The organism is Mesorhizobium sp. M1D.F.Ca.ET.043.01.1.1 (assembly GCF_003952385.1).
In the GTDB taxonomy this organism is placed as follows: domain Bacteria; phylum Pseudomonadota; class Alphaproteobacteria; order Rhizobiales; family Rhizobiaceae; genus Mesorhizobium.
Map to the genome: position 1 here is coordinate 4168905 of NZ_CP034444.1, position 26584 is coordinate 4195488.

Genomic DNA, 26584 nt, shown 5'->3' on the forward strand with positions numbered 1-26584 from the left:
ACCCTGATCTCGATCAGCCGCGCTCATGGACAAACCGCCGCAGGATTTCTCTACCCTGGATGGGTATCCTGCCGGCAGTTAGGATCGGGTAAGGCGAACGCATGACCTTTCGGCAAGACATTCATAGTTCCGGCATTCCTGTTCTTTGCTTCCCTTGCGAGGCACGGCGTCGCGGTGTCTGCGGTGCGCTCGATCCAGACAATTTGGTTGGGCTCGCCAAGACTTGCTCGCGTCGCCGGATCGAGTCAGGAATGGAGTTGACCGGCGAGGCACAGAACGTCGACAGCTACTCCAACGTGCTTTCAGGCGTTGTAAAGCTATCAAAGAGCCTGTCGGATGGGCGCCAGCAGATCGTCGGTCTCCAGTTTGCACCGGATTTTCTGGGACGTCCTTTCAAGGTGGAAAGCTCGATCAATGCGGAAGCGGCAACAGCAGTCACGCTGTGTTCGTTTCCGCGAGCGGCCGTCGAACGGATGATGAAGGCGTCACGGGAATTCGAGCATCGCCTGCTCAAACAGACGCTGAATGAACTCGATGAGGCGCGCGAGTGGATGGTGACGCTGGGGCGCAAGACAGCTCCGGAAAAGGTAGCGACTTTTCTCCTCATGATGGCCCGGAATATCGATTCCAGTCTCGATGCGGCTTCCGGGTCGGCGTCCTTCGATCTGCCGCTGACGCGTGTCGAAATGTCTGATTTCCTTGGAATCACCAACGAGACCGTGAGCCGCCAACTGACGCGATTGCGGGCTGACGGGGTGATTCGGATTGAGAACGCACGCCATGTGACGGTGGACAGCATAAGCCGTCTGGAGAAGCGCTGTGGCGGCGGACGCGAGCGGCCCTAAGCGGCGAGGCCATGTCGCATGACTCCGGGGCGGGCCGTGTTTGCCTTTTAATGCGATGTTGCCGCGCCTTCGACGAAGCGGCGTCACGGTCGAGACAAACAGCTTTCGGGCTTTGATAGGAACGTGACCAATCGCCAGGTGTGTTTCGGCACATACCGGCGAAGCATGGTCCTTAATCTGCCACGGCTCGGCGGAACGATCGCGTTCGTTTCCAATGGGATCCGAACAACGTTTGGCAGGGCATCGGCAATAGCATCCAACGCGCGCAGGGCCTCAGCTTTCGCCTCAGCGATCGCGTCTGCGCCCGCCCAACCCAGGGAACGCCTTCCATGAGGGGGGTGAGCCCGCGCTGCGTTCCTCGTTCATTCGCCACCTGCTGATTGCGCCGCCGACACAAAATCTTGCGGCCTGACATAGATCAGGGCGAGGGGGCGGCGGCTGCGCGATTAGTGCGCTGCGGATTTGGCATCCACCAGATTCGAGATCGGGATCTGCAATGAAATTCGGCACAGAGATCGTCCTTCTAAGCGTGTTCGCTTTTGCGGCCCTGGTGGCCGCCGGCTTCGGCGTGGATGAACCTTTCCGCCGACACATGTGGGTGTTGTTCTTCGCAGTGGCTGGTTTCACTGCGATCCTGTTGCGCAACACGGAGTTCAAGCCAGCAGCTCCGATTGACCCATCCGCTTACATGGATGGTCCGATCCGCTACGGCGCGATCGCCACCGTGTTCTGGGGTGTCGTCGGCATGCTGGTCGGCGTGGTGATCGCGCTGCAGCTCGCCTACCCCGATCTCAACATCCAGCCCTGGTTCAATTTCGGTCGTTTGCGGCCGTTGCACACATCCGGTGTCGTCTTCGCCTTCGGCGGCAACGCGCTGCTTTGCACGTCTCTGTATGTCGTGCAGCGCACCTGCCGCGCCCGCCTCTTCGGCCGTGATCTGGCCTGGTTCGTCTTCTGGGGCTACCAGCTGTTCATCGTCATGGCCGCGACCGGCTACCTGCTCGGCATCACCGAGGGCCGCGAGTACGCCGAACCCGAATGGTATGTGGATGTCTGGCTGACCATCGTCTGGGTCGCCTACCTCATTCTGTTCCTTGGCACGATCCTGAAGCGCAAGGAACCGCATATCTACGTGGCCAACTGGTTCTACCTGTCGTTCATCGTCACCATCGCGATGCTGCATGTGGTCAACAACCTGTCCATACCAGTCTCGTTCCTGGGCTCCAAGAGCTACTCCGCCTTTTCAGGGGTCCAGGACGCCTTGACGCAATGGTGGTACGGCCACAACGCGGTCGGCTTCTTTCTCACCGCCGGCTTCCTCGGCATGATGTATTATTTCGTGCCCAAGCAGGCGAACCGGCCAGTCTATTCGTACCGGCTGTCGATCGTCCATTTCTGGGCGATCATCTTTCTCTACATCTGGGCCGGGCCGCATCACCTGCACTACACCGCCTTGCCCGATTGGGCGCAGACGCTCGGCATGGTGTTCTCGATCATGCTGTGGATGCCGTCCTGGGGCGGCATGATCAACGGCCTGATGACGCTGTCCGGCGCCTGGGACAAGCTGCGCACCGATCCGATCATACGCATGATGGTGATGGCCGTCGCCTTCTATGGCATGTCGACCTTCGAAGGCCCCATCATGGCGATCCGGGCGGTCAATTCGCTGTCGCATTATACCGACTGGACGATCGGCCACGTCCATTCGGGCGCGCTCGGCTGGGTTGGCATGATCTCGTTCGGCGCAATCTACTACATGGTGCCGAAGCTCTGGAACCGGCAACGGCTCTACTCGTTGCGGCTGGTCACCTGGCATTTCTGGCTGGCGACACTTGGTATCGTTGTCTACGCCGCGGTGATGTGGGTATCCGGCGTCATGCAGGGCCTGATGTGGCGCGAATACGACGAGCAGGGCTTCCTGGTCTACTCCTTCGCCGAGACCGTCGCCGCCATGCACCCCTACTATGTCATGCGCGCCATCGGTGGGGCCATGTACCTCTCCGGCGCGCTGATCATGGCCTGGAACATCACCAGGACCATCCTCGGCCACCAGCGCGAGGAGGAGCCGATGCCGAGCCCCGTCGCCATCCGACCTGCGCGATCAGGAGCCAGGTAATGGGCTTGATGGACAAACACGCAATCATCGAGAAGAACGCCACGCTTCTTCTCGTTGGCTCGCTGCTCGTGGTGACGGTCGGCGGCATCGTCGAGATCGCGCCTCTCTTCTATCTCGACAATACGATCGAGAAGGTGGAAGGCATGCGCCCCTATTCGCCGCTCGAACTTGTCGGGCGCAACATCTATATGCGCGAGGGCTGCTACCTCTGTCATAGCCAGATGATCAGGCCGTTCCGCGACGAAGTTGAGCGCTATGGCCACTACAGCCTAGCTGCCGAGTCCATGTACGATCACCCCTTCCAGTGGGGATCGAAGCGCACCGGGCCGGATCTCGCCAGAGTTGGCGACCGCTACTCGAATGCATGGCATGTCGCGCATCTTACCGACCCGCGCTCGGTGGTGCCGGAATCGATCATGCCGAGCTATGGGTTCCTGAAAGACACGCCGATCGACGTGAAGGATTTCTCAACGCATCTGGTCGCCAACAGGCTTGTAGCCGTCCCTTACACCGATGACATGATCGTCCACGCCAATGCGGATCTGGCGGCGCAGGCCGATCCCAATGCCGACACATCAGGCCTTGAGGCGCGTTACCCAAAAGCCAAGATCGGCGACTTCGACGGCAACCCGCAACAGGTCACCGAAATGGATGCCCTGCTCGCCTACCTGCAGATGCTTGGCACACTGGTCGACTTCAAAAATTACGACGAAGCCGCCGGCTACCGCTGAGGAGAACGCTGATGACCTACAATTTGATGCGGGCGTTTGCCGACAGCTGGGGCCTGGTTGCGATGGCGCTGTTCTTCGTGGGGTGCATCGCCTTTGCCCTACGCCCCGGCAGCCGAAGGCTGGCCGACGAAGCGGCCCGCATTCCGCTCGAGGACGAGTGATCATGAGCGACGAGCATATCGATGAAATCTCTGGCGTCTCGACCACCGGCCACGAATGGGATGGCATCCGGGAGCTGAACAACCCGCTTCCCAGATGGTGGGTTATCACCTTTTACGTCACCATTGTCTGGGCGATAGGCTACACCATCGCCTATCCAGCATGGCCTCTGTTGCACTCGGCGACGAAGGGTGTGCTCGGCTATTCCAGCCGCAACGAGGTCAGGAACGAGCTGACTGCGGCTGAGGCCGCCAAGGGCAAATATATCTCGGCGGTGGAGTCCAAGAGCGTCTCGGAGATCTCCGCGGACGACGGCCTGCGCGAATTCGCAATCGCCGCCGGTGGCGCCGCTTTCAAGGTCAATTGCGTACAATGTCACGGCTCCGGCGCCCAAGGTTCCAAGGGCTTTCCCAATCTCAACGACGACGACTGGCTATGGGGCGGCAAGGCCGAGCAGATCCAGCAGACGATTACGCACGGCATCCGCTTCGCATCCGATCCGGACACGCGCCTGTCGGAAATGCCGGCCTTCGGCGACATCATTACCGCCGACCAGATCGCACAAGTCAGCGCCTACGTGGCCAGCCTTTCCGGCAAGGTCCGCGATGCAAGTCTGATCCAACCCGGCGCCAAGGTCTTTGCCGAGAACTGCGTCGCCTGTCACGGCGACAATGCAAAAGGCAACAGGGAATTCGGCGCCCCCGACCTGACCGATGCGATCTGGCTCTATGGATCCGGTGAGACAGCCATCGCCGCACAGGTCCGTGCGCCAAAACAGGGCGTCATGCCGGCCTGGGTTGGCCGTCTCGGCGAGATCAAGGTCAAGGAACTTGCAGTTTATGTCCATTCGCTTGGCGGCGGAGAATAGGAATGGAAGTCCTATTCTTCGGTCCCCCCTGCCAAGCGGACGAGGCCCGGCGTGAGCCGGGCCTCGACACCATCCCTAATGCGATCTGCACAACCCGGCAAGGCTATCCTACCGCGAGGCTTTACGACAGGTGCCCCTGACATTGGCTGGGAAAGTGGAGTTGCACATGCGTGATAAGACGCAGTTGACACGGCTCGAAACAGAAACTGTCAATTCCGCCAAAACCCGCAAGCCGCTTTATGCCGCGCGTCAAAAGATCTTTCCGAAGCGCGCCTCGGGCAACTTTCGTCGCTTCAAATGGCTGGTGATGACGATCACACTTGGCATCTACTACCTGGCTGCGTGGCTGCCTTGGGCTCGCGGTCCATTTGCCCCGGACCAGGCAGTCCTGCTCGATCTCGCGAACCGGCGCTTCTACTTCTTCTTCATCGAGATATGGCCCCAGGAATTCTTCTATGTGGCCGGCCTCCTGGTCATGGCGGGCGTCGGTCTTTTCCTGATCACCTCGACTGTCGGCCGTGCCTGGTGCGGCTATGCATGCCCTCAGACGGTGTGGGTCGATCTGTTCCTCGTCGTCGAACGTGCGATCGAGGGGGACCGCAACGCCCGCATGAAACTTGACGCAGGTCCCTGGACCGCGCGCAAGCTCATGCTGCGTGTGTCCAAGCACACCATCTGGCTGGTCATAGGGGCGGCGACTGGCGGCGCCTGGATCTTCTACTTTGCCGATGCACCGACGCTGCTCGGCGAGCTCTTCACCGGCACTGCGGCGCCCGTCGCCTACATCACTGTCGCCGTCCTGACGGCTACCACCTACACGTTCGGCGGTCTGATGCGCGAACAGGTCTGCACCTATATGTGCCCGTGGCCCCGCATCCAGGCGGCCATGCTCGATGAAAATTCCCTCACTGTCACCTACAATGACTGGCGCGGCGAACCGCGTTCGCGCCACGCCAAGAAGGTGCTGGCCGCAGGCCAGCCCGTGGGCGACTGCGTCGACTGCAATGCCTGTGTCGCGGTCTGCCCGATGGGGATAGACATTCGCGACGGCCAGCAGCTCGAATGCATCACTTGCGCGCTCTGCATCGACGCCTGTGACGGCGTCATGGACAAGCTCGGCAAGGAGCGTGGGCTGATCGCCTATGCGACGCTCTCCGACTACAACGCCAACATGATGCTGGCGACTGCAGGCGGGTCCAGCTCAGTCAATCCATCGCTGATCAGGACCGCTGATGGCCTGTTCTCCGACAAGGTGGCGCATTTTCACATCCGCAAGATCTTTCGGCCGCGCACCTACGTCTACATGGGCTTGTGGTCGCTGATCGGCCTCGGCCTGCTCTATTCGCTGCTGACGCGCGATCGGCTCGAACTGAACGTATTGCATGATCGCAATCCCCAGTTCGTCACGCTGACCGACGGATCCATCCGCAATGGCTATACCGTCAAGCTGCTCAACATGATCCCCGAGCCGAGGACGATCGTCGTAACCATGCAGGGCCTTGAAGGCGCTGACATGGTCGTCGTCGGCGACGACATCCCCGCAGGCCGTTCCTTCGCCATTCCGGTCGAACCCGACCGCCTGAAAATGCTGAGGGTCTTCGTTCGCCAGCCGGCGGACCAGATCCGCGCTCCGGCACAGACCTTCAAGTTCCGCGTCGAGGACAGAGCCAGCTTTGAGTCGAACGAGTACACCGCCACCTTCAACGCGCCGGAGCCCCTCAGATGACTGCCAATGTACAAAAGCCTCGTGAATTCACCGGCAGGCACATGCTGGTCATCATCCTGGCCTTTTTCGGCGTGGTCATCGCAGTCAATCTGACCATGGCAACGCTCGCCAGCACAAGCTGGACTGGCCTCGTCGTCGAAAACACCTATGTGGCGAGCCAGCAATTCAACAAGAAGGCCGAGGAAGGACGGGCGCAGGCAGCACTTGGCTGGACCGGCAAGCTGACCATCGCATGGGGCGAAGTTCGCTATGGCCTCGCCGACGTCGCCGGCAAGCCGGTTCCCTTGCACGGCGTCAAGGTGCTGTTTCGCCATCCCGCGTACGAGAAGGAGGACAAGTCGGTCACCCTCGCACCCGCCTCGGGCCAGGAATTCGCAGCCCAGCACATGCCGAAGGACGGCGTCTGGATTGTCGAAGTCGACGCCGACGCCGGTCTGGACAAACCGTATCGCGACGTCCGCCGGATCATGATTTCCAATGGAGCGCTGCAATGAGTTGTTGTGCACCGGGCGCCGAAATGGCGCTTGATCTGGTCAACACCGGATCGGTCCTGCCGTCCAGCCAGGAGATCAGGCTGGCGAGCCGATCGCTTGGCGATGATCTTCACCAGACCGATCTTTCAGTACCGACGGTTCATTGCGCAGGCTGCATCCAGACGATCGAGACGGCGCTGGGAAAGCTCGATCGCGTCGAGAGCGCCCGCGTCAACCTGTCGACGAAACGGGTCTCTGTCCGGTGGCGTGGTGACGAGGTCCCACCGTTCGTCGTCGCGCTTGGGCGGCTAGGCTACCAGGCGCATCTCTTCCCTTCCGAGGTCGGCGACAAGGACAGGACGTTATCGGATTTGATCCGCGCGGTCGCGGTTGCCGGCTTTGCGGCGGGCAACATCATGCTGCTTTCGGTCTCGGTCTGGTCCGGCGCCGAAGGTGCTACCCGCGACCTGTTTCACTGGGTCTCGGCGCTGATCGCCATTCCTGCCCTCGCCTTCGCCGGCGGCATCTTCTTCCGTTCGGCCTGGAATGCTTTGCGCCATGGCCGCATGAATATGGACGTGCCGATCGCGGTCGGTGTTTCGCTCGCCTACGCCATGAGCCTCTACGAGACGATCAACCATGGCGATCACGCCTATTTTGACGCGTCGGTATCGCTGCTGTTCTTCCTGTTGATCGGCCGCACGTTGGATCACGTGATGCGCGAACGTGCCCGGACCGCTGTGAAAGGCCTGTCCCAGTTGGCCGCACATGGCGCCATGGTGCTGCGCAGCGACGGCGCGCGCGACTATTTGCCGGTCGGCGAGATCGAACCAGGCATGCGGTTGTTGATCGCAGCCGGTGAGAGGATCCCCGTCGACGGCAAGATCATCCAGGGAACGTCGGATCTCGACTGCTCGCTGGCCTCAGGCGAAAGCACGCCGAAAAACGTGGCGCCGGGCGAAGCAGTTCAGGCCGGCGTGCTCAATCTTACCGGCCCGCTGACGATTGAGGCGACAGCCGCCGCGAAGGATTCGTTTCTGGCGGAAATGGTTCGTCTTATGGAAGCCGCAGAGGGCGGCCGCGCGCATTATCGCCGGATCGCCGATCGCGTTTCAGCGCTCTATGCCCCGGTGGTTCATCTCACAGCCTTCGCGACGTTCCTTGGCTGGATGGCGGTGACCGGCGACTGGCACCGGGCGATAACCATCGCCATTGCCGTTCTGATCATCACCTGCCCGTGCGCGCTCGGCCTCGCCGTACCGATCGTTCAGGTGGTCGCCGCGCGGCGCCTGTTTGAGAACGGCATCATGGTAAAGGACGGTTCTGCCATGGAGCGCCTGGCGACGATTGATACAGCGGTGTTCGACAAGACCGGAACGCTCACGCTCGGCCAGCCCCGGCTGGTCAATGCATCGTCGATCGATCCGGCCATGCTGGCAGTCGCGGGAGACATGGCTACGCATTCCCGCCATCCTTTTTCAAAGGCCATAGCCGGTTTTGCCCATCCCGGCGGGCAGTACAAATTTGATGCCGTCACCGAGCATCCAGGGTTTGGAATCGAAGCCACTGGAGCCGGAAGCACCTGGCGGCTAGGCCGACGCGGATGGGCTGGATGGAGAGCCCGGACCGGTGGTGAAGGCAAACATGGCGGAACCGTGCTGACAAAAGACGGGTTCATTGTCGCGACCTTCGATTTTGAGGACGCGCTGCGCGCAGACGCCAAGGCGGCGATCGGGCAATTGAGCCATGCCGGGGTGTCAGTGGAAATGCTGTCGGGCGATACTGCGGGTGCCTGCGGTGAAGTCGCAGAAATGCTGGGTGTCAAGGACTTCGTTCCGTGCCTGCTGCCATCCGGCAAGGTCGAGCGCATCGAGACCCTGGCGAAAGACGGACACAAGGTTCTGATGGTTGGCGACGGCCTCAACGACACGCCGGCGCTCAGGGCGGCGCATGTCTCGATCGCTCCAGCTACCGCCGCCGACATTGGCCGCAATGCCGCCGACTTCGTATTCCTGCGCGAAAGCCTTCTGGCAGTGCCTCTCGCGCTGGACGTCTCGCGCAAGGCGGGACACCTGATCCGCCAGAACATCGCGATTGCGATCGTCTACAATGCGGTGGCAGTACCAATCGCCATCCTCGGGCACGCCACGCCTTTGTTAGCGGCGATTGCCATGTCTGCCTCATCGGTGCTTGTTATTGGAAACGCATTGCGCTTGCACGGCTTCGGGGCGAATGCGACGCTGCAAGTTATTCAAAAAGTCGGACGCTCCGCAGTCAGCTATTCGGCATAATCCTCGTGACGACGTTGCTCTATCTCATACCAGTGGCCCTTTTTCTGGGTGCACTGGGTGTGTCCGGCTTCGTCTGGGCATTGCGAAGCGGTCAATACGAAGATCTCGACGGAGCCGCCGAGCGGATACTAATTGATCGGGACGACAAACCGGAACGCTGATTTCAATCCGCTGTGCATAAGATGCGCGGATCGCGCTCGTCAGTCGAGCCGGCTCGGTCGGGAACAAGCTGTCCATGCTCCATGCTCCATGCTCCATGACCATCTTGACCTAAGCTGCACACTACATTTGTGAAAAGCCTCTGTCGTGCGAAGGACTGCCTCCCATTGCACCCAGTATGAGGCGGCTGATGCCACGAGAGTACCTCGCGTGGCCGGACGAGAGCTTGGCCATGTGCGCACGGGTTCCAAAGTGGAACGTCACGGTCGATCACCTGACCGTGAACCGCCAGTGCCGATTGGTCATGTCTGGCTGATCCAGATCAGGGTCATACTCATCGGTGTGTTCTATTGACCAGTCTTCGACGGAGAAATGCATGACTTACGGAAAGATTGGTCGTCATTATCAGCACCTTCACGGTTCTGGGTTTTCTGTCGTGTGGTCGGCCATGCCTTGTGCTTACGGCGCAGCCATTAGCTGACCGGCGTCGTGTGTATCTCGCTTGCTGGCTGACCATCCGCGTGGCTGCGCGGACACGGGGGCCGATCAACAGCTTTCGCCTTTGATGGGTTGTGTGCGTCGAAAGTGGCCTTCTTTGGGCTGACTTCGTAGAAATGTTCCAGGGCTCGCATCCAGCGCCGAAGATCCTCGTGATGTCAACGTGCTGCGGAGCATCATCGGGGTTGGGACGTGCGTTTTCGAGATCGATCAACCGTCCGAAGTTGATCATTGGTTCGAGTGACGCGCGCTATTTCGACGACTATGTCGCCGCGTGGGCTTTGCTCTATCGGCGACTGAATTGCAAGGACATCGACATCGAAGCCATGCAGCAGGTTCTTGATGAGATATGCGCGGTCGTGGATAAAAGTTTCCGCTACCTTGGCTGGGATGACGAGAGAGAGCGCTACGTTCGATACCCTCGCAAGAGAGCCCGCTTCGACGTCGTGGAGCGTGAGTAGTATGCGCAAGGGTTCCAGGTGGAATGTGGCGATCGATGCGGCGCGGCCGTGGCTGACCAGCGTCGCGAGTGTCTCGCTTGCTGGCGGCGATCTGCGCGGCTGCGCGGCCAAAGGGCGGGATCGGTTAGCCGCATCCACCTCTGAGCGCTTTGAGTGCTTCGTTGCCGATCGATGCGAATCTCCCGGCCCAGCGCCTTTAGGCAATGCGGCGGCCACGGAGCTCATGTCACTCGGCTCAGTTCCACCGTTACACGAGGATAGGCGACCGGATGGCGGCACGCTGATGGGCTCTGACGATAATTTTGACATCGTTGTCGTTGGAGCCGGCCCGGTCGGCCTTTCGTTCGCTGCGTCGCTTGCCCAAAGCGAACTCAAGGTGGCAGTTGTTGAACAGAACACATTCGATAGTCTGGCGAATCCGGCTTTCGATGGTCGCGAAATCGCGCTGACCAACGCTTCGATCAGAACCCTTCGCGAGCTCGGCGCCTGGGATGTCATCCCGGCTTCGGACAAATCAGCACTTCAAGGCGCGCGCGTGCTCAACGGCTCGAGCGCATTCGCTCTTCGTTTCGATCCTCCCAGCAACTCTGGAGAACCGCTGGGGGTTTTGGTTCCAAATTGCCGGATCCGCGAGGCGCTGTTCAAAATCGTCCGCTTGCAGGATCGCGCCCGGCTGTTGTGCGGCCACTCGGTCGTCGATGCAACAAACAGCCAAGAAGGAGCAGTCGTAACGCTCTCTAATGGCGCGCGTTTAACTGCTCGGCTGGTTGTTGCCGCGGATTCGCGTTTGTCCGCCACGCGTGATCTGCTAGGCATCGGCGCCGATATCAACCGGCTTGGCCACTCGATGCTGATTTGCCGAGTGAGGCACGAGCGCGCCCACCACCAGATCGCCATCGAATGGTTCGATCACCATCAGACGATAGCGATGTTGCCCCTCGCGGAGGGCATGTCGTCGCTGCTGCTCACATTGCGCTCAAACGAGGCCTATAGACTGCTTGCCTTCGATGATGATTTGTTCCTGTCGGAGTTGACGAAACGGTGTCGAGGGCGCCTTGGAAAAATGACCTTGGCAAGCAAGCGCCACACCTATCCGCTGGTCACGACCTGGGCGCACAAATTCCGGGCGCCGAGCGCCGCACTCATCGGCGACGCTGCCATCGGCATGCACCCGGTGACCGCTCACGGATTCAACATCGGTCTCAGCAGCCAGAAGCAACTCGCCCGTGGAATCATGACTGCGTGCCGCGACGGCCGCAATGTTGGCGACCCCGACATGCTGCATATATACGAAAGGCGGCTGCGCCTGTCGGCGGCGCCGCTCTACCATGCAACGAACATATTGATTGGACTCTACTCCAGAGACCACCTGGCGGCACGGCTTGCAAGGCATCTGGGGCTTCGCTTTGCCCAACATGTTCCCCTTGTCCGGCATGGGATATCGGCGGAGCTCCAGCGGTGATACTGCACCAGCAGTCGCATTTTTGCGCGTGCTGGGCGAGCGATGGGAGAGAGTGCATGATGCACCGGAGTAATCCTGCTCCCCGACGCTGATCTCCGATTGAAGAATTAACCCGTCCTTCAGGGGGGCTGCATAGGCTGCGGACAAGCAGGAGTAAGCAAGCTGACCCGTCCAGCCTTGGAAAAGAAGATCCGCTGGAGGCGAGAATCCTTCAGGACCAGCTCGCTGATCTGAGGGCAGGCCTTTTCGTCTCAATGCCGATAAGCATTGTGCTGTCCGGGCTGATTTTGACCGTGCAGGCCCTTTCCGGGAACGGTCTTGCTGGCGCGGCCTGGTTTTCGGTCGTTAATGCGATAAATGCCGCCCGCCTTGCACTCGCCCGTCATCAGCTGAAGGAACCCGGAGTCCAGGATGATCTGACACGGGTTTGGCTGCGGCTTCGCTGGTTTGGCAGGCTTGCTCTTCTGGCGGGATTCACCTGGTCATTCCTTGCCATCCTAACGGCTGGATACACGACGTCTCAAGCATCGCTGCATCTAATAATTCTGGCGGGCATTTCAGCTGGCGCGGTCACGTACGGCAGCTCATATGCTGCGGCAGCGATATGCTTCATCACACCGCCACTCCTCATTGCCGCCGCATGTTTGCTGACGAAGGGAGCCCCGGAAAACTACATTCTGGCTTTTGCCGTCCTGCTTTTCGAGGGCGGCCTGGTTCGATCCTCGTTCGTTGGACAAGCGCGCTTCCGTGACGCGAGCCGCCTGAGACATCAAGCCGAGCGGCTTGCCGCGGAAATGGAGCGCAATTCCAGGGAGGACCATCTTACCGCGCTCCTCAACAGGCGGGGCCTCGAACATGCAATCGATCAGTTTGAGAACACCGATGGACCCTTTGTGGCCATGCTGATTGATCTGGACGGGTTCAAATCTGTCAACGGTACCTACGGTCACAGAACGGGTGACGAGCTGCTTGCCAGGATCGCCCGCCGAATAGAGGAAGAAGCACCGGAGGGCTCAACGCTCGCCCGCATCGGTGGGGATGAATTCGTGCTGGTTTTTTCTTCGCGAAAGAATTCTCCTTCTCCCACCAATCTCGCGTCCAATCTCATAGCCAAGCTTGCTCGCCCCTATCCTGGGATCGCATCCGTCCGCATTGGAGCGTCTATAGGAATCTACTTGGCTGAAAACCCCGGACTGACGGAAATGTTGTTGCGGGCCGACATCGCCCTTTACACAGCTAAGCGCCGCGGCAGGAATGAATTTTGTCTGTTCGGTGCCGAGCTAGCCCGGGAACTGCAACGCCGCCAGTCAATCGAACGCGATCTTCATTCGGCGATAACGATGAGAAGCTTGGTCGCTTGGTTTCAGCCAATCGTAAGACTCGAAACTGAAGCGTCGTCGGTTTTGAAGCCTTGCTAAGATGGTCTCACCCGCTTCACGGTCCCATTTCTCCGCCCGAGATCATGACAGCGGCACGCGAAACTGGAATGCTTCAGCTGCTAACTCAAACGGTATTCGCCGACTGTTGCGCTCTTATCGAGGGCTTGGTCAAAGCTGACCGTCGTGATGTTCGTGTGGCGATGAATGTTTCACCGCGCGAGTTGGAAGCTGGCGATATTGACGAGATGATTCTTAATGGTCTGGCGGCAAAAGACCTCCCTGCAACGATGTTCGACATCGAGATTACCGAAGAAGCCCCAGTGGATCCGGACAGAGTGGATGAAAAGCTCGGCCAGCTTTCACATGCTGGCATTTCTATCGCGCTCGAGGACTTCGGCACCGGTTTTTCGACGTTGGCATCGCTCAAGGACAGTCGGATCAGGAAAGTGAAAATAGATCAGGGCTTCATTCGCGGCTTAGCCAAGTCCCGGGAGAATCGGCTGCTTGTCAAAGCGGTGATTGACCTTGGTAGGACGCTCGGGATCGAGGTCATGGCCGAGGGCGTTGAAACAGAGGCAGATCGGCAAACTCTGTACAAGCTTGGCTGCAGAACCGCGCAGGGCTTCCTGTTCTCTAAGGCAGTGCCTCTCCATTTGGCACTTGATTCGGTAGTAAAAGAGCACGCGAAGGAGTTGTGACCGGCCTCTCCGTCCGTGCTGCTCGCGGAACTTTCATGTGGGGTGGACCTGACGCGCGAAAGCCGTTTCGGACGGTAGAGTTATTACGGGGGCGAAACTGAGCACGTGGTTTGGATAGCAGCAATCCGGTCCACCGGCGCACATGCAGCGGCTTCATACAAGCGTTCAAGTTGCGAGATGAGCTTGAGTGAACGACGTCGGAGAATTGCGTCCCTTGGACGCTGGTTTCGCGGTTCCCGTAGGATTCGATTACGGGAAGCGTTCTTGGCTGCTTCTCGGCTCAGCGCTCATCTGGATGAACAACGTACCCGCGGTCAAGGTTTTCGCGACCTCAACCCAGTCACCATCCCGCAACAGCAGCGGTCGGGTCCTGATCAAGCGCTCAGCCTCAGCACAGGTGCTGGAGCAACGGTAGAGCGCGGAAAACGTGTATCGGAATGCGCTGGCTCACCATAGGAAGCTGCCACGGCATGTCGAATGTCCCCAGGGGGCGGGACCGTTCCCTTGCATTTGTCTCGATGACGGGCTCTCAAAGCTAAAGCCAAGAGAGCTTTATAAAAATCGCACCCGATCGGCTGCGCAACGACGACCAGCTGAGGCCCGATCGGGTGCTAAGGTCGTGCCAAAAAAGGCGCGTCACTGTCGCATTTCTAGCCGGCTTGCGATCGGACGTCATCTCTTGGCGATCGTTGCCCCTTCTCTCAAATGCGCTTAGCGGCGCCGACGGCGAATAGCGCAAGCTTTTCCACCCGTTTCTACTCCACTACCGAGACTCGTCACCAACCTCCTTTTATTCGCTTCCATATGGCCCATCCTGTCTCCAATCGAGGAGGAGCGCGAACATGGGCCAAGCCGTAGAACGTCTCAGTCTCGGGAATTCTTCTGCTCGCCAAACTGCCGTTGTCACCGGCACCATATTTGGCAGGGTGACAGTGAACGACAAGATATCAGGCGTTCTTGTCTGGGCTGAACTATGCTTGCAAGCCATAACCCAAAAATCGCCGATCCCTTTGAATTCGAGCCGGATGAATGGGTGTTTCAAAATTTTTGGCGGTTTTAGGCAGAACCCTCCGATGGCCCGCGTACCGGTCAAGCTTCGTGAGCACTTTAGGTTCGTCGATCAGGCATAGGTTTGTATCCCATGCCACATGCTGGCCGTTTGCCTAGTTCGGAAGCCCTCGAGAGGCGTTGCTCGTCTTGGTATGGCGTCGCCCCTTTTTCCGATCCATCGGCCACGGAGCTAGAATGCTGTCTAGCTGTTGCCGCCTACTTGGTCATCCGGCATGGAGATGCCTATATACCGACCTTCGAAAGGCTGGAATACGAGGTCGAACAAATGCGGCGGAAGCTCGGAAATCGCGAGCGAGCGCAGCGCGTGCTGGCCACGCTCAACCTAAATGGCTCGGACAGCTGGAGCCGTGAGGTTGGTTCTCAAGGCCTGGATGGCGCCGCAATCACATTCGCCCGGGCGGGGTAAAAGCGATTTTTTGAAGCCACTCGCGCTTTTGCGCTAACGAAGGTCCCGCGCCGTATTTGGGCCGGATCCATTTGTGGCCCATCAGAGAAGCAATTACCTTCTCCGGCGCCTCAACTGCCGTCAGCCGGTCCTCGAAAGTGTGTCGCAGGCTATAAAGACTATGCTCGGAAGTCGGCAGAAGTTCCTTGCTGGCGAGCACCTTGTTGACGAGCGCTGAAAGTGACGCGGCCTTGTCGCGATAACGAGGAAAGCCGTCCGGATGGAGCTTGATGGCTGCAAGTGCGCCGCCAACCAAGGGAATGTCACGGGCTGAATGACCGGTCTTCAAGCGACGGCCATTGGGGCGCACCCGCACATGCGGGATTTCTTGATCGAGGTGGATTGTTTCGGTGGTGAGGTTTGCCGCTTCAGAAAGCCTGAGTCCGGTATCGGCAATCACATAGATTAGATGGCGGGCTTCGTCATTGAGTCCGTCGAGCGCGCCTTCAGCGAGTATCTTCTCCTGAATGAACTCCGCTGTGAACGCAGCGCGTTGCCCGGGGACGGCGCCGGAAAGACGCAGGTTTCGAAAAACCGGCTCCAGCTTGAGCTGGTGAGTCAGATCGACGACGCGCAGCATTTTCGAAACATGGCCGATGTCCTTGTTGGCCGTACCGATATCAAGTCCATCCTCAACGATCCGCTTTTGCCACCACTCGCGGAACGCGATTGCGTCGTCCCGAGTGAGGCTTGCGATCTCCTTGTCGCCAATGACTCCAACCAGATTGGCAACTGCGCGCTTTTTGGGGTTACGCCATTTCTTGATTTGGTTAGGCGACATGGTCAGCAAGTTCTGTTGCTCGATCGTCTCGAATTCCTTGATAAGACCGCTCAGGCGGACCGCTGGCCGCTTCTCCCCACCCATGACGGCCGAGACGTCCTGCGCGTCCTCGATCGATTTTTTGTCGAGGAGCAGCTTGATACGGGCCATGAGTTCGTCGAGCGGCCCCGCTGCTAGTTCCTCGTTAGAGCGATAGGCCAATCCAAATGACCGCGCGCGCTTCCTCGCGGCTTCGAAACGCAGCCCCGCCTCGGCGGATTGGCCTTCCCGCAGTCTACGCCAATACGCCTCCAGCCCCGCGCCGAGGCTTTGCACTGCATCTCGCGCCCGTACACCGCGGGGATCGTCAGCCACGGCGACGCCCGTGGAAATGCGTACTAGGCAGCGGCGATCAAACGCCGCGAATTCCTTCGGCACCCTGCGGACGAGATACCAGATGCCTTCACGTTTATGCGGCTTTGGCGCTGCGGAACGTCGCATTATCTTTCTCTAATGTTACACAGTTTGTTACACAGTCTAAGATAAGTTTCGCTTCGCGCTGGTCAAGCGCAACAAGGAAGCTTTTGAAAGGAAACGATTATTATGGAAGCTAAATGGCGGAGAGGGAGGGATTCGAACCCCCGATACCCTTGCGAGTATGCCGCATTTCGAGTGCGGTGCATTCGACCACTCTGCCACCTCTCCGCGAGGTCATGGTCGGCCGTTGCCGGCGCGGCGCACTAGATAACGGCTGACCGCCGCAGTTACAAGGCCCTATTCGACCGATTTCCCGCTTCTTGAAAAGGCCTCGGCGGGGCGAGCGCGACCTTTGCCGGCAACGCGGGCCGCGGCCTCCTCCAACAGCGCGGTCCGCTTGCCTTGACTTCCGCGCAACCTTCGGTTAGGGACAGCCCGCATTCGGCGTGGGGGCTTCTCCGCGCCGCTTGTTTTTTGAACCCGCAGACTGACAAAAAGACGGCCGAACTGCTCGAGGCGGTTCATCGAGGCCGACCGAACAGCGAAAGGCAAAAAATGTTCGCAGTCATCAAAACGGGCGGCAAGCAGTATCGCGTCGCCGCCAACGATCTCCTGAAGATCGAGAAAGTCGAAGCCAAGGTCGGCGACATTGTCGAGATCGGCAATGTGCTCGCGCATGGCGAGGGCGAGAATGTCACCTTCGGCGCGCCGTTCGTCGATGGCGCCATGGTCACGGCGGAAGTCGTCGAGCAGGGCAAGAACCGCACCGTCATCGCTTTCAAGAAGCGCCGCCGCCAGAATTCGCGCCGCAAGATCGGCCACCGCCAGCTTCTGACCACCGTCAAGATCTCCGAGATCCTGCTGGGTGGCGCCAAGCCGTCGAAGAAGGCCGCTGCCAAGCCGGAAGCCAAGGTGGAAGTCGCCGCCGAGGCGAAGGCGGAGGCCGCCCCGAAGGAGGCCAAGGCCAAGAAGGAAGCCAAGGCGGAAGTTCCTGCGAAGGAAGAGGTCAAGGCCGAAACCGCCGCCGCGCCGCTGTTCAAGGCGCCGAAGGGCGAGCCGGATGACCTCACCGTGATCAAGGGCATCGGCCCGGTCGCGGCGAAGGATCTCGCCGAACAGGGCATCGTCACCTTCGCCCAGCTCGCCAAGCTCACCGACAAGGATGTCGCCAAGATCGACGAGCACATGCCGTTCAGCACCGACCAGATCAAGGACTGGCGCGAGCAGGCCAAGGAACTGGCGAAGAAGAAGTAAGACGGGCCGGCGACAATCGTCGCCGGTGCGGACTTGAAACGGAACGCGAACGCGTTCATAAGACAATTCAAGCGCCCTCGGGCGCATCGGAGTTAGTTAGATGGCACACAAGAAAGCTGGCGGTTCGTCGCGCAACGGTCGCGATTCGCACTCCAAGCGTCTCGGCGTGAAGAAGTTCGGCGGCGAAGCCGTCGTCGCCGGCAACATCATCATTCGTCAGCGCGGCACGCAATGGCATCCGGGCACCAACGTTGGCATGGGCACGGACCACACCCTTTTTGCGCTCGAAGCCGGCGCAGTCGCCTTCAACAAAAAAGCCAACGGCCGAACCTACGTCTCGGTAAACCCGATCACCAAAGCAGCGGAGTAGCCGGTTCCGCACCATAACACCGGCGCCCATCTCGGGAACCGGTGTCTGGCCAGGCCAGGAAAAGGATCAGGAGAGATGGGCTTCCATCTCTCCTTTTCATTTTTCTTATGCCCTGGAGGACTAAATGGTTGCCGAAGCGGAAGACACCGAAGACGAAAGTTACGCGATCGATTGCCCGGTGCTCGCCACCGAGCGTCTGGTCATGCGCGCCCCGCGCGAGAGCGATCTCGAGCAACTCGTTGCCTTGGCCGACAATCGCCACGTCGCCGAAATGCTGGCCCGCATGCCGCATCCCTATGGCGAAGCCGAGGCCAGAGCCTTCCTCGCCATGGCCTCGTCGCGCCGCGCCGGCATCGTCTATGCGCTGACGCTTGCCGGCACCGGCACCTTCGTCGGCTGCGCGGGATTGAACACCACCGATCGCGGACTGGAGCTCGGCTACTGGATCGGCGAACCTTACTGGAAGCGCGGCTATGCGACGGAAGCCGCGCACGCGCTGGTCGACCTCGCCTTCCAGAAGACCTCGATCCAGGTGCTGCATGCCTCGACCAGGGTCATCAATCCGGCTTCGCGCCGCGTCATCCACAAATGCGGCTTCCAGTATGCCGGCCAGGGCATGCTGAACTCGATCGTCGCCGGCCAGGTGCCGGTCGAGCGCTACCGGCTGGATCGCAAGACCTGGACCAGCCTGCGCAACTGGGTGCATTTCTAGCCCAGCTCAACCCAGACCGGCAGGTGATCCGAGCCGCGAGCCTGCCGGTCGATCCAAAGGCGCTTCAGCGAGCCGGCGAGCGACGCGCTGGTGAAGACATAGTCGATGCATTTGTGGCGGCTTGCTTCTTCGGGGCGCTCGGGATCGACCCAGGTGACCAGGTCGGCAACGTCGAGGCGCTGGGCGACGTCGACGGCGAGATCGGCGGTCAGCGGCATGCCGAACTCATGGTCCGGGCGTCCGGCGAGTTCGACATATTCGGGCGATCCGGGCAGCATGTTGAAGTCGCCCATGACGATGAAGGCTTCCGGGTAGGGCAGGTCCGGCAGGCCGATCTCGGGAATGCCGGAAAGGCCTCCGCCTTCCAGCGCGTAATTCAGCAGACGCTGGCGCAGGAAACGGATCTGGCTTTGGCGCTCGACGGGGCTGCGATGATCGAGATGGGTGGAATAGAAGCGGATGAAACCGAGCGGTGTCTCGATCAGGGCCTCGAGCGCGCCGCGCTGAAAATTCATCCGCTCCAGGCTGCGGCTGCGCGGCAGAAGGAGATTGCGCGACAGATGAATGGGCGTCTTCGACAGTACCATGTTGCCGAGCTGGAAGGTCCTGGTGACGGCGCGGCCGGCATCCAGGCGCGAGCCGATATTGACCTCGAAATTGCTGCCAAAGGCGATGAAATAGTCCGGCAGCGCCTCGCCGATCTCGGCCACCATGTCGTGGTCGCCGTTGCGCGGGTTGTTGCGGGTCACTTCCTGAAGGGCAATGACATCGGCGCCGCGCACGGCGTCGGCGATGCGGCCGACATCGTATTTTCCGTCGAGGCCGATGCCGTACTGGATGTTGTAGGTGGCGAGCTGCATTCCGGTACTCCAACACCAACGCAGAACCGCGAAAACCGGCAACGATCGTCGCGCGGGATCATTCGCAATCGGCCGGCGCTAGCGTGTTCCCGGCGTGCGCAAAAGCATGTACCAGCGCTTTCGTCACAAAACAGCCTCGCCCTTGACCCCGCCTTGGTTTAGAGCAATCGCGCAAGGCAATCAGCAGAAACCTGAAAAATTCCGATGAAATTCCTCGATCAGGCCAAAGTTTACATCCGTTCCGGCGACGGCGGCGCCGGTTCGGTGTCGTTCCGCCGCGAGAAATTCATCGAGTTCGGCGGCCCGGACGGCGGCGACGGCGGCCGCGGCGGCGATGTCTGGGTGGAGGCGGTCGATGGGCTGAACACGCTGATCGACTACCGCTACCAGCAGCATTTCAAGGCCAAGACCGGCATGCACGGCATGGGCCGCAACATGACCGGCGCCAAGGGCGCCGACATCACGCTCAAGGTGCCGGCCGGCACCCAGGTCTTCGCCGAGGACAATGAGACGCTGATCTGCGACCTGACCGAGGTCGGCCAGCGCTTCCTGCTCGCCAAGGGCGGCAATGGCGGCTTCGGCAACCAGCATTTCAAGACCTCGACCAACCAGGCGCCGCGCCGCGCCAATCCCGGCCTGCCCGGAGAGGAGCTGAGCATCTGGCTCAGACTCAAGCTGATCGCCGACGCCGGCCTTGTCGGCATGCCCAATGCCGGCAAGTCGACCTTTTTGGCCGCCGTCACCGCGGCCAAGCCGAAGATCGCCGACTATCCGTTCACCACGCTCCATCCCGGCCTCGGCGTCGCCCGCATCGACGGCCGCGAATTCGTGCTGGCCGACATTCCCGGCCTGATCGAAGGCGCGCATGAGGGGGTCGGCATCGGCGACCGCTTCCTCGGCCACGTCGAACGCACGCGCGTGCTGCTCCACCTGGTCTCGGCGCAGGAGGAAAATCCCGGCAAGGCCTATAAGGTCGTGCGGGCCGAGCTCGATGCCTATGGCCATGGGCTGGCCGAAAAGCCCGAGATCGTCGCGCTCAGCCAAGTCGACATTCTCGACGCGGACGCCCGCAAGAAGAAGGCGGCCTCGCTGAAGCGCGCCGCCGGCCGCGCGCCGATGCTGCTGTCGGCCGTCACCGGCGAAGGCGTCGAGGCGGTTCTGCGCGCGCTGATGTCGGTGGTCGCCGAGGCGCGCGATGCGGTTCCCCCTCCCGTCGACATGCGCTGGCGGTAAAATCCATGAAATCGCTGACAAAATACCGGCGCATCACCGTCAAGATCGGCTCGGCGCTGCTCGTCGACCGTGCGACGGGGTTGAAGCGCGACTGGTTGGCCTCTTTGGCCGACGACATCGCGATGCTGGCCCATGCCGGCGCGGAAGTGCTGGTCGTCTCGTCGGGCGCGATCGCGCTCGGCCGCACCATCCTGGGTCTTGGCAAGCGTGCGCTGAAGCTCGAGGAGAGCCAGGCCGCGGCTGCTGTCGGCCAGATCGCGCTCGCCGGCGCCTGGTCGGACGCGCTCGGCAAGGACGGGCTGAAATCCGGCCAGATCCTGCTCACGCTTGGCGATACCGAGGAACGCCGCCGCTATCTCAATGCGCGGGCCACCATCTCGACCTTGCTCAAGATGAAAGCGGTGCCGGTCATCAATGAGAACGACACGGTGGCCACTTCCGAAATCCGCTATGGCGACAATGACCGCCTGGCCGCGCGCGTCGCCACCATGATGGGCGCCGATCTTCTGGTGCTGCTCTCCGACATCGATGGCCTTTACACGGCCCCGCCGGCGAAGGATCCGAAAGCGAAATTCATCCCGGTGGTCGACCGCATCACGCCCGACATCGAGGCGATGGCGGGTGCGGCTGCGTCCGAATTGTCGCGCGGCGGCATGCGCACGAAGCTCGATGCCGGCAAGATCGCCAACGCCGCCGGCACCGCCATGATCATCACCGCCGGCACCAGGCTTTCGCCGCTGATGGCGATCGAGCGCGGCGAACGCGCGACTTTCTTCCGTCCGAGCGCCAACCCGGTGAAGGGTTACAAGACCTGGATCGCCGGCCAGCTCGAGCCAGCCGGCCGTCTCACCGTCGATGCTGGCGCCGTCGGCGCGCTGAAGTCGGGCAAGTCGCTGCTGCCTGCGGGTGTGAAGCTGGTCAGCGGCAATTTTTCCCGCGGCGACACGGTGGCGATCCTGTCGCCCGAGGGCCGCGAGATCGCGCGCGGGCTGGTTGCCTATGATGCCGCCGATGCCGTAAGGATCGCGGGTCTGAAGACGGCCGAGATCGAAACTGTGCTCGGCTACGAGGCGCGCTCGGCGATGATCCATCGCGACGACCTTGTGGTAAGCGTCGCCGGCGACCACGTATTGGCCGACGACTAGAGCAATTCCAGGAAAAGTGTGACGCGGTTTTCCGTCCGGAATTGCGAAAAAACGAAGAGAGAGCGGAGGATGAACCATGCTGAAGCAGCATGAAAAATCCGGGGAAGACACGGTGGCGCTGATGGCCGATATCGGCCGCCGCGCCCGCGCCGCCGCCCGACCGTTGGCCATTGCCACCACCGCCGCCAAGAACGCCGCGCTTGTCGCCATGGCCGAAGCCATTCTTCGCAACGAGCAGGCGATCCTCGACGCCAACGCAATCGACGTCTCGAATGGCGACGAATCCGGCCTTTCCGGTTCCTTCATGGACCGGTTGAAACTGACACCGTCGCGCATCAAGGCAATGGCCGAGGGCACCCGCGAGATCGCAGCGCTCAAGGATCCCGTCGGCGACGTGATTGCCGAGTGGGACCGGCCGAACGGGCTGCATATCGAGCGCGTGCGCACGCCGCTCGGCGTCATCGGCGTCATCTATGAAAGCCGGCCGAACGTGACGGCCGATGCCGGCGCGCTCTGCCTGAAGGCGGGAAATCCGGTGATCCTGCGCGGCGGCTCGGATTCGCTCAATTCGTCGTCGGCTATCCATGCCTGCATGGTCGAAGGGCTGAAGGCCGCCGGCCTGCCCGAGGATGCCATCCAGCTGGTGCCGACCACCGACCGCGCCGCGGTCGGCGAGATGCTCAAAGGTCTCGACGGCAATCTCGATGTCATCATCCCGCGCGGCGGCAAAAGCCTGGTCGGGCGCGTGCAGAGCGAGGCGCGCGTGCCGGTGTTCGCCCACCTCGAAGGCATCTGCCATCTCTATGTCGACCGCTCGGCCAAGCTCGACATGGCGGTGAGGATCGTCGTCAACGCCAAGATGCGGCGCACCGGCGTGTGCGGCGCGGCCGAGACGCTGCTGGTCGACCGCGCGGTTGCCTCCACGCATCTGGTGCCGATCCTCGAGGCGCTGCGCGCCGCCGGCTGCGAGATCCATGCCGACGCCGAGGTGATGAAAGCTTTCTCGGATGCCAGCGCGGCGACCGATGCCGACTGGGTGACGGAGTATCTCGACGCCATCATCGCGGTGAAGCTGGTCGACGGCGTCGCCGGCGCGATCGAGCATATCGAGACCTTCTCGTCGCACCACACCGAGGCGATCGTTGCCGAGGAAGCGCGCGCGGTCGAAAAATTCTTCAACGAGATCGACTCGGCGATCCTGCTGCACAACGCCTCGACGCAGTTCGCCGATGGCGGCGAGTTCGGCATGGGCGCCGAGATCGGCATCGCCACCGGCAAGATGCATGCCCGCGGACCGGTCGGCGTCGAACAGCTGACCTCGTTCAAATACCGCGTGCGCGGGTCGGGGCAGGTGAGGCCTTGAAGCTGTTTGCCCCAAGGGCCTGAAGCTTCATGCTTTCCCAGCTTGAACAGCCCGTTCCCGCCCCCTACCTCCGCATGCCGCATGCCGGCAGGGGGCTGACCGTCGGCCTGTTCGGCGGTTCCTTCAACCCGCCGCATGCCGGTCATGCGCTGGTGGCCGAGATTGCGCTCCGGCGCCTGGCGCTTGACCAGCTGTGGTGGATCGTGACGCCCGGCAATCCGCTGAAAAGCGCGCGCGAACTGGCGCCGCTCGCCGAGCGCATAGTGCAGTCCGAAAAGGTCGCCAGGAACCCGAGGATCAAGGTCACCGCCTTCGAGGCGGCGCAGCATGTCCGCTATACCGCCGACACGCTGGCCCTGGTCAAGGCGCGCAACCCGGGCGTCGACTTCGTCTGGATCATGGGCGCGGACAGCTTGCGCGATTTCCATCGCTGGCAGCGCTGGCGCGAGATCGTGCTGACCTTCCCGATCGCGGTCATCGACCGGCCGGGCGCCACGCTCTCCTTCCTGTCGTCGGTCGTCGCCAAGACCTTCGACTATGCCCGCATCGACGAGGGCGATGCGCCGCTGCTTGCCCGCATGCGGGCGCCGGCATGGACCTTCATCCACGGCCCGCGCTCGTCGCTCTCCTCCACAGCGATCCGCAACGCGGGGAAGGGCTAGCGCCTTCCTTCTCCCCTTGTGGGAGAAGGTGGCCGCGAAGCGGCCGGATGAGGGGTGCTCCAGGGAAAGCCGACGTCTCACTCCGCTGGAACACCCCTCATCCGTCTCGGCGCTATCGCGCCGATCCACCTTCTCCCACAAGGGGCCTGTTGCGCAGTTAGCGCGAACAGACCCTCGAGGCGGTTTGGCCCGTGAGGTCTCGCTCATTTTTGGCTTTTGGGGTGGAGTTTGATGGTGGCGGGCGGCCTTAGGCTGGATGCTAGAGCGTTTCAGGTTTTGACGGAAGCGTATCCGGCGTTGTTGAAGTAGTTTGAGCATTCGTCGGGTTCTATGGTGGCGACGAGGTGTCCGATGTGTCGCCAGGTGTCGTCGATGGTTCGCTTCTGGGCAGTTCGCATCCAGTGCTTGATCTTGGCGAAGGCCTGCTCGATCGGGTTGAGATCTGGCGAGTATGGCGGCAGGTACCAGAGCCTGGCGCCTGCGGCGCGGATCATCTGCCGGATGGCTGCCGACTTGTGGGAGCCGAGATTGTCCATGACGACGATGTCGCCCGGCTCAAGCACTGGCACGAGCTGCTGCTCGACATAGGCGCGGAAACACTGGCCGTTGATCGGCCCGTCGAAGACGCAAGGTGCAGTCAGCCGGTCGCAGCGCAGCGCGCCGAGGAAGGTCAGCGTGCGCCAGTGGCCGTATGGAGCCAAGCCGCGCAGGCGTTTGCCCTTCGGCCCCCAACCGCGCAGCGGCGCCATGTTGGTCTTGATCCAGGTTTCGTCGATGAAGACCAACTGCCGTGGGTCGAGACCGGACTGCCAGGAACGCCAGCGTTGTCGCCGTCGCGCGATGTCAGCGCGGGCTTGCTCAAGGGCCAACAGAGTTTTTTTTGAACCGCAAACCCTCGCGCCGCAGGAACTGCCACACCGTATCGTGCGATACCTTCACACCGCGCGCCGCAAGTTCGTCCTTTAGCCGATGCAGCGACAGATGCGGCGTCTGATTGATCCTCTCCACGATGAAGGCCCGGTGCGGCTCCAGAACCCGCTTGCGATGGCCGCCCATCTTGCCGGGCGCGACCGACCCACTCGCTCGATAGCGCTGCGACCACTTCACCGCCGACGACACCGCTATGCCAAAACGAGCCGCAACCGTGCGGCAGCTCTCACCAGCCGCGATCGCCACAACAACACGCTCACGAAGATCATTCGAAAGAGGTCGCGTCATCCGATGCTGGCCTCCGATCCAGCCAGCATCTTGAATCACAAAATCAGCCTCTCCGGAATCCCTCTTCGATTCTGTCAAAAGCTGAACCGCTCTAGGCGCACCTATCCTGTGATTGCCGCCCATCGGCGCATGTTGAAAGCGATCGCGGCAAGTGTCACCTGGGCTGCGGCCTTGGCCAGTCCGACATAGCGGATTGTGGTCAGTTTCATGCGGTTCTTGAGCGTGGCGAAGGTCGTCTCCACCGCCGCCCGCCGTCGTGCGATCAGGCGATTGTAGCGCTTGAGCCGCTCGGGCAGCGAATGGTGCTTATTGGGGCGGCGGGCAATGCGCGGCTTCCTGCCCTCGGCCTTGAGCCGAGCACGCCGGGCATGCGTGTCATAGGCGGCATCCGCCCACACCGTCTTCTCGTCGCCTCGGATCAAGTGATCGGCCACTACCGTGTCGTTGACGTTGGCCGGCGTGGTGATCACCGTGCGGATCAGACCAGAGCCCTCGTCGACCCCAACATGGGCCTTGTAGCCGAAGGTAAAGCCGCCCTTGCCCCGCCGCACGGGACGGGCATCGGCATCCTTCGAGGGCCGCTCGGCTGTCGGCGGCGCCGAGACCGCATCGATCAGCGTCGCATCCAGCATCGTGCCGCGCTTCAGGATCACGCCGGCCTTCTCCACCTGCCGGTCCAGTTCGCCAAACAGCCTTTCCATCAGCCCTTCGCCGACAAGCAGGTTGCGGAAGCGCGACAGCACTGTGTGATCGGGAATGCTCTCCTCAAGGCCAAGCCCGACAAAGCGCCGGAACGACAGCCGGTCACCCAGCGCTTCCTCGAGTTCGCGATCCGATAGCCCATAGAGCGATTGCAGCAGCAGTGCTTTGAACAGAACCAGCGGAGGCCAAGCCGCACGTCCCGGGCCGCCATCGCGTAGCGGGTTGAGCAGCTTCTCGAAGCGATACCACTTCACCAGACCGGACAGCCGATCGAGCGGCGAGGATCCACCAGCAAGCTTCTGGCCCAGAAATGCTTCCGCCAGGCTCAACTGACCCGTCCGCTTCACCGCCATCGCGATTCCCTCCGAGTTCCAACTCAGAGAATCACAACCAGCCAATTATGCAACAGGCCCACAAGGGGAGAAGGAGAAGGCGCGCCATGTCGC

The 26584-nt window shown here is 61.3% G+C and carries 24 protein-coding genes and 1 tRNA gene; 20 read left to right on the top strand and 5 right to left on the bottom strand.

The features are described 5' to 3' along the window. Positions 1-101: 101 nt before the first annotated feature. The 13 genes from EJ067_RS20190 (at position 102) to EJ067_RS35510 (ending at position 13866) form a co-directional block, all read left to right on the top strand. Positions 102-845, top strand: coding sequence for a Crp/Fnr family transcriptional regulator (locus EJ067_RS20190; RefSeq protein WP_126057787.1), 744 nt, complete (start codon positions 102-104; stop codon positions 843-845). A 496-nt stretch (positions 846-1341) separates the two neighbouring features. Further along, entirely contained in the window at positions 1342-2961 is a 1620-nt protein-coding gene (gene ccoN, locus EJ067_RS20195) for a cytochrome-c oxidase, cbb3-type subunit I (RefSeq protein ID WP_126057788.1), read from the top strand. Then, on the top strand, positions 2961-3692 hold the full coding sequence (gene ccoO, locus EJ067_RS20200) for a cytochrome-c oxidase, cbb3-type subunit II (RefSeq protein ID WP_126057789.1): 732 nt from the start codon (positions 2961-2963) through the stop codon (positions 3690-3692). Before ccoN ends, ccoO begins: the two co-directional genes overlap by 1 nt. Positions 3693-3703: 11 nt before the next feature. Next, the gene (locus tag EJ067_RS20205; protein WP_024502864.1) at positions 3704-3853 is read left to right on the top strand and encodes a cbb3-type cytochrome c oxidase subunit 3; all 150 of its coding nucleotides are present in this window, start codon (positions 3704-3706) and stop codon (positions 3851-3853) included. A 2-nt stretch (positions 3854-3855) separates the two neighbouring features. Next, entirely contained in the window at positions 3856-4719 is an 864-nt protein-coding gene (gene ccoP, locus EJ067_RS20210) for a cytochrome-c oxidase, cbb3-type subunit III (RefSeq protein ID WP_126057790.1), read from the top strand. A gap of 166 nt (positions 4720-4885) precedes the next feature. Continuing rightward, entirely contained in the window at positions 4886-6445 is a 1560-nt protein-coding gene (gene ccoG / locus EJ067_RS20215) for a cytochrome c oxidase accessory protein CcoG (RefSeq protein WP_126057791.1), read from the top strand. Then, positions 6442-6939, top strand: coding sequence for a FixH family protein (locus tag EJ067_RS20220; RefSeq protein ID WP_126057792.1), 498 nt, complete (start codon positions 6442-6444; stop codon positions 6937-6939). The genes ccoG and EJ067_RS20220 overlap by 4 nt, the downstream gene beginning before the upstream one ends. Then, positions 6936-9209: a cation-translocating P-type ATPase gene (locus EJ067_RS20225; RefSeq protein ID WP_126089669.1), complete on the top strand. Its 2274-nt coding sequence runs from the start codon at positions 6936-6938 to the stop codon at positions 9207-9209. Before EJ067_RS20220 ends, EJ067_RS20225 begins: the two co-directional genes overlap by 4 nt. Positions 9210-9214: 5 nt before the next feature. After that, positions 9215-9370, top strand: a complete 156-nt coding sequence (gene ccoS, locus EJ067_RS20230) for a cbb3-type cytochrome oxidase assembly protein CcoS (protein ID WP_081714250.1) — start codon at positions 9215-9217, stop codon at positions 9368-9370. Positions 9371-10051: 681 nt separating this feature from the next. Next, the gene (locus EJ067_RS20235; protein WP_126063931.1) at positions 10052-10327 is read left to right on the top strand and encodes a hypothetical protein; all 276 of its coding nucleotides are present in this window, start codon (positions 10052-10054) and stop codon (positions 10325-10327) included. Positions 10328-10607: 280 nt separating this feature from the next. Next, the gene (gene ubiM / locus EJ067_RS20240; RefSeq protein WP_185928959.1) at positions 10608-11789 is read left to right on the top strand and encodes a 5-demethoxyubiquinol-8 5-hydroxylase UbiM; all 1182 of its coding nucleotides are present in this window, start codon (positions 10608-10610) and stop codon (positions 11787-11789) included. Between the two features lie 269 nt (positions 11790-12058). Beyond that, positions 12059-13207, top strand: coding sequence for a GGDEF domain-containing protein (locus tag EJ067_RS35505; RefSeq protein WP_245454738.1), 1149 nt, complete (start codon positions 12059-12061; stop codon positions 13205-13207). Then, positions 13201-13866, top strand: coding sequence for an EAL domain-containing protein (locus tag EJ067_RS35510; protein ID WP_245454739.1), 666 nt, complete (start codon positions 13201-13203; stop codon positions 13864-13866). The genes EJ067_RS35505 and EJ067_RS35510 overlap by 7 nt, the downstream gene beginning before the upstream one ends. 1454 nt (positions 13867-15320) lie before the next feature. On the opposite strand, the gene EJ067_RS20250 is transcribed toward EJ067_RS35510, so the two are convergent. Together EJ067_RS20250 and EJ067_RS20255 are read right to left on the bottom strand one after the other, a co-directional pair. After that, on the bottom strand, positions 15321-16643 hold the full coding sequence (locus EJ067_RS20250; protein WP_126057794.1) for an integrase: 1323 nt from the start codon (positions 16641-16643) through the stop codon (positions 15321-15323). 114 nt (positions 16644-16757) lie between these two features. Beyond that, positions 16758-16847 (bottom strand) — tRNA-Ser (locus EJ067_RS20255). A 327-nt stretch (positions 16848-17174) separates the two neighbouring features. Here EJ067_RS20255 and EJ067_RS20260 point away from each other — a divergent pair. The 3 genes from EJ067_RS20260 to EJ067_RS20270 all read left to right on the top strand — a co-directional run bounded on the left by EJ067_RS20260 (position 17175) and on the right by EJ067_RS20270 (position 18955). Next, entirely contained in the window at positions 17175-17873 is a 699-nt protein-coding gene (locus tag EJ067_RS20260; RefSeq protein WP_126087048.1) for a 50S ribosomal protein L21, read from the top strand. 100 nt (positions 17874-17973) lie between these two features. Next, complete coding sequence (rpmA, locus tag EJ067_RS20265) at positions 17974-18243, top strand: 50S ribosomal protein L27 (RefSeq protein ID WP_059189273.1); 270 nt, start codon at positions 17974-17976, stop codon at positions 18241-18243. 124 nt (positions 18244-18367) lie between these two features. Then, the gene (locus tag EJ067_RS20270; RefSeq protein ID WP_126087049.1) at positions 18368-18955 is read left to right on the top strand and encodes a GNAT family protein; all 588 of its coding nucleotides are present in this window, start codon (positions 18368-18370) and stop codon (positions 18953-18955) included. Here EJ067_RS20270 and EJ067_RS20275 read toward each other — a convergent pair. Continuing rightward, the gene (locus EJ067_RS20275) at positions 18952-19815 is read right to left on the bottom strand and encodes an endonuclease/exonuclease/phosphatase family protein (protein WP_126087050.1); all 864 of its coding nucleotides are present in this window, start codon (positions 19813-19815) and stop codon (positions 18952-18954) included. The genes EJ067_RS20270 and EJ067_RS20275 overlap by 4 nt on opposite strands. Before the next feature lie 204 nt (positions 19816-20019). Here EJ067_RS20275 and obgE point away from each other — a divergent pair, with 204 nt between their 5' ends. The 4 genes from obgE to EJ067_RS20295 all read left to right on the top strand — a co-directional run bounded on the left by obgE (position 20020) and on the right by EJ067_RS20295 (position 24218). Further along, positions 20020-21048: a GTPase ObgE gene (gene obgE, locus EJ067_RS20280; RefSeq protein ID WP_126087051.1), complete on the top strand. Its 1029-nt coding sequence runs from the start codon at positions 20020-20022 to the stop codon at positions 21046-21048. A gap of 5 nt (positions 21049-21053) precedes the next feature. Further along, complete coding sequence (gene proB, locus EJ067_RS20285; protein ID WP_126087052.1) at positions 21054-22193, top strand: glutamate 5-kinase; 1140 nt, start codon at positions 21054-21056, stop codon at positions 22191-22193. Between the two features lie 76 nt (positions 22194-22269). Beyond that, positions 22270-23556: a glutamate-5-semialdehyde dehydrogenase gene (locus EJ067_RS20290; protein WP_126087053.1), complete on the top strand. Its 1287-nt coding sequence runs from the start codon at positions 22270-22272 to the stop codon at positions 23554-23556. A gap of 74 nt (positions 23557-23630) precedes the next feature. Further along, entirely contained in the window at positions 23631-24218 is a 588-nt protein-coding gene (locus EJ067_RS20295) for a nicotinate-nucleotide adenylyltransferase (protein WP_126089670.1), read from the top strand. A gap of 269 nt (positions 24219-24487) precedes the next feature. On the opposite strand, the gene EJ067_RS20300 is transcribed toward EJ067_RS20295, so the two are convergent. Beyond that, positions 24488-25436 (bottom strand): IS630 family transposase gene (locus EJ067_RS20300; RefSeq protein WP_126086483.1). Its coding sequence is split into 2 segments (ribosomal slippage): positions 24488-25099 and positions 25101-25436, totalling 948 coding nucleotides; the frame shifts between segments, so codons are not numbered across the junction. 101 nt (positions 25437-25537) lie between these two features. Beyond that, positions 25538-26491 (bottom strand): IS5 family transposase, encoded by a 954-nt coding sequence (locus EJ067_RS20305; protein WP_126085982.1) that lies wholly within the window; start codon positions 26489-26491, stop codon positions 25538-25540. Positions 26492-26584: the final 93 nt, after the last annotated feature.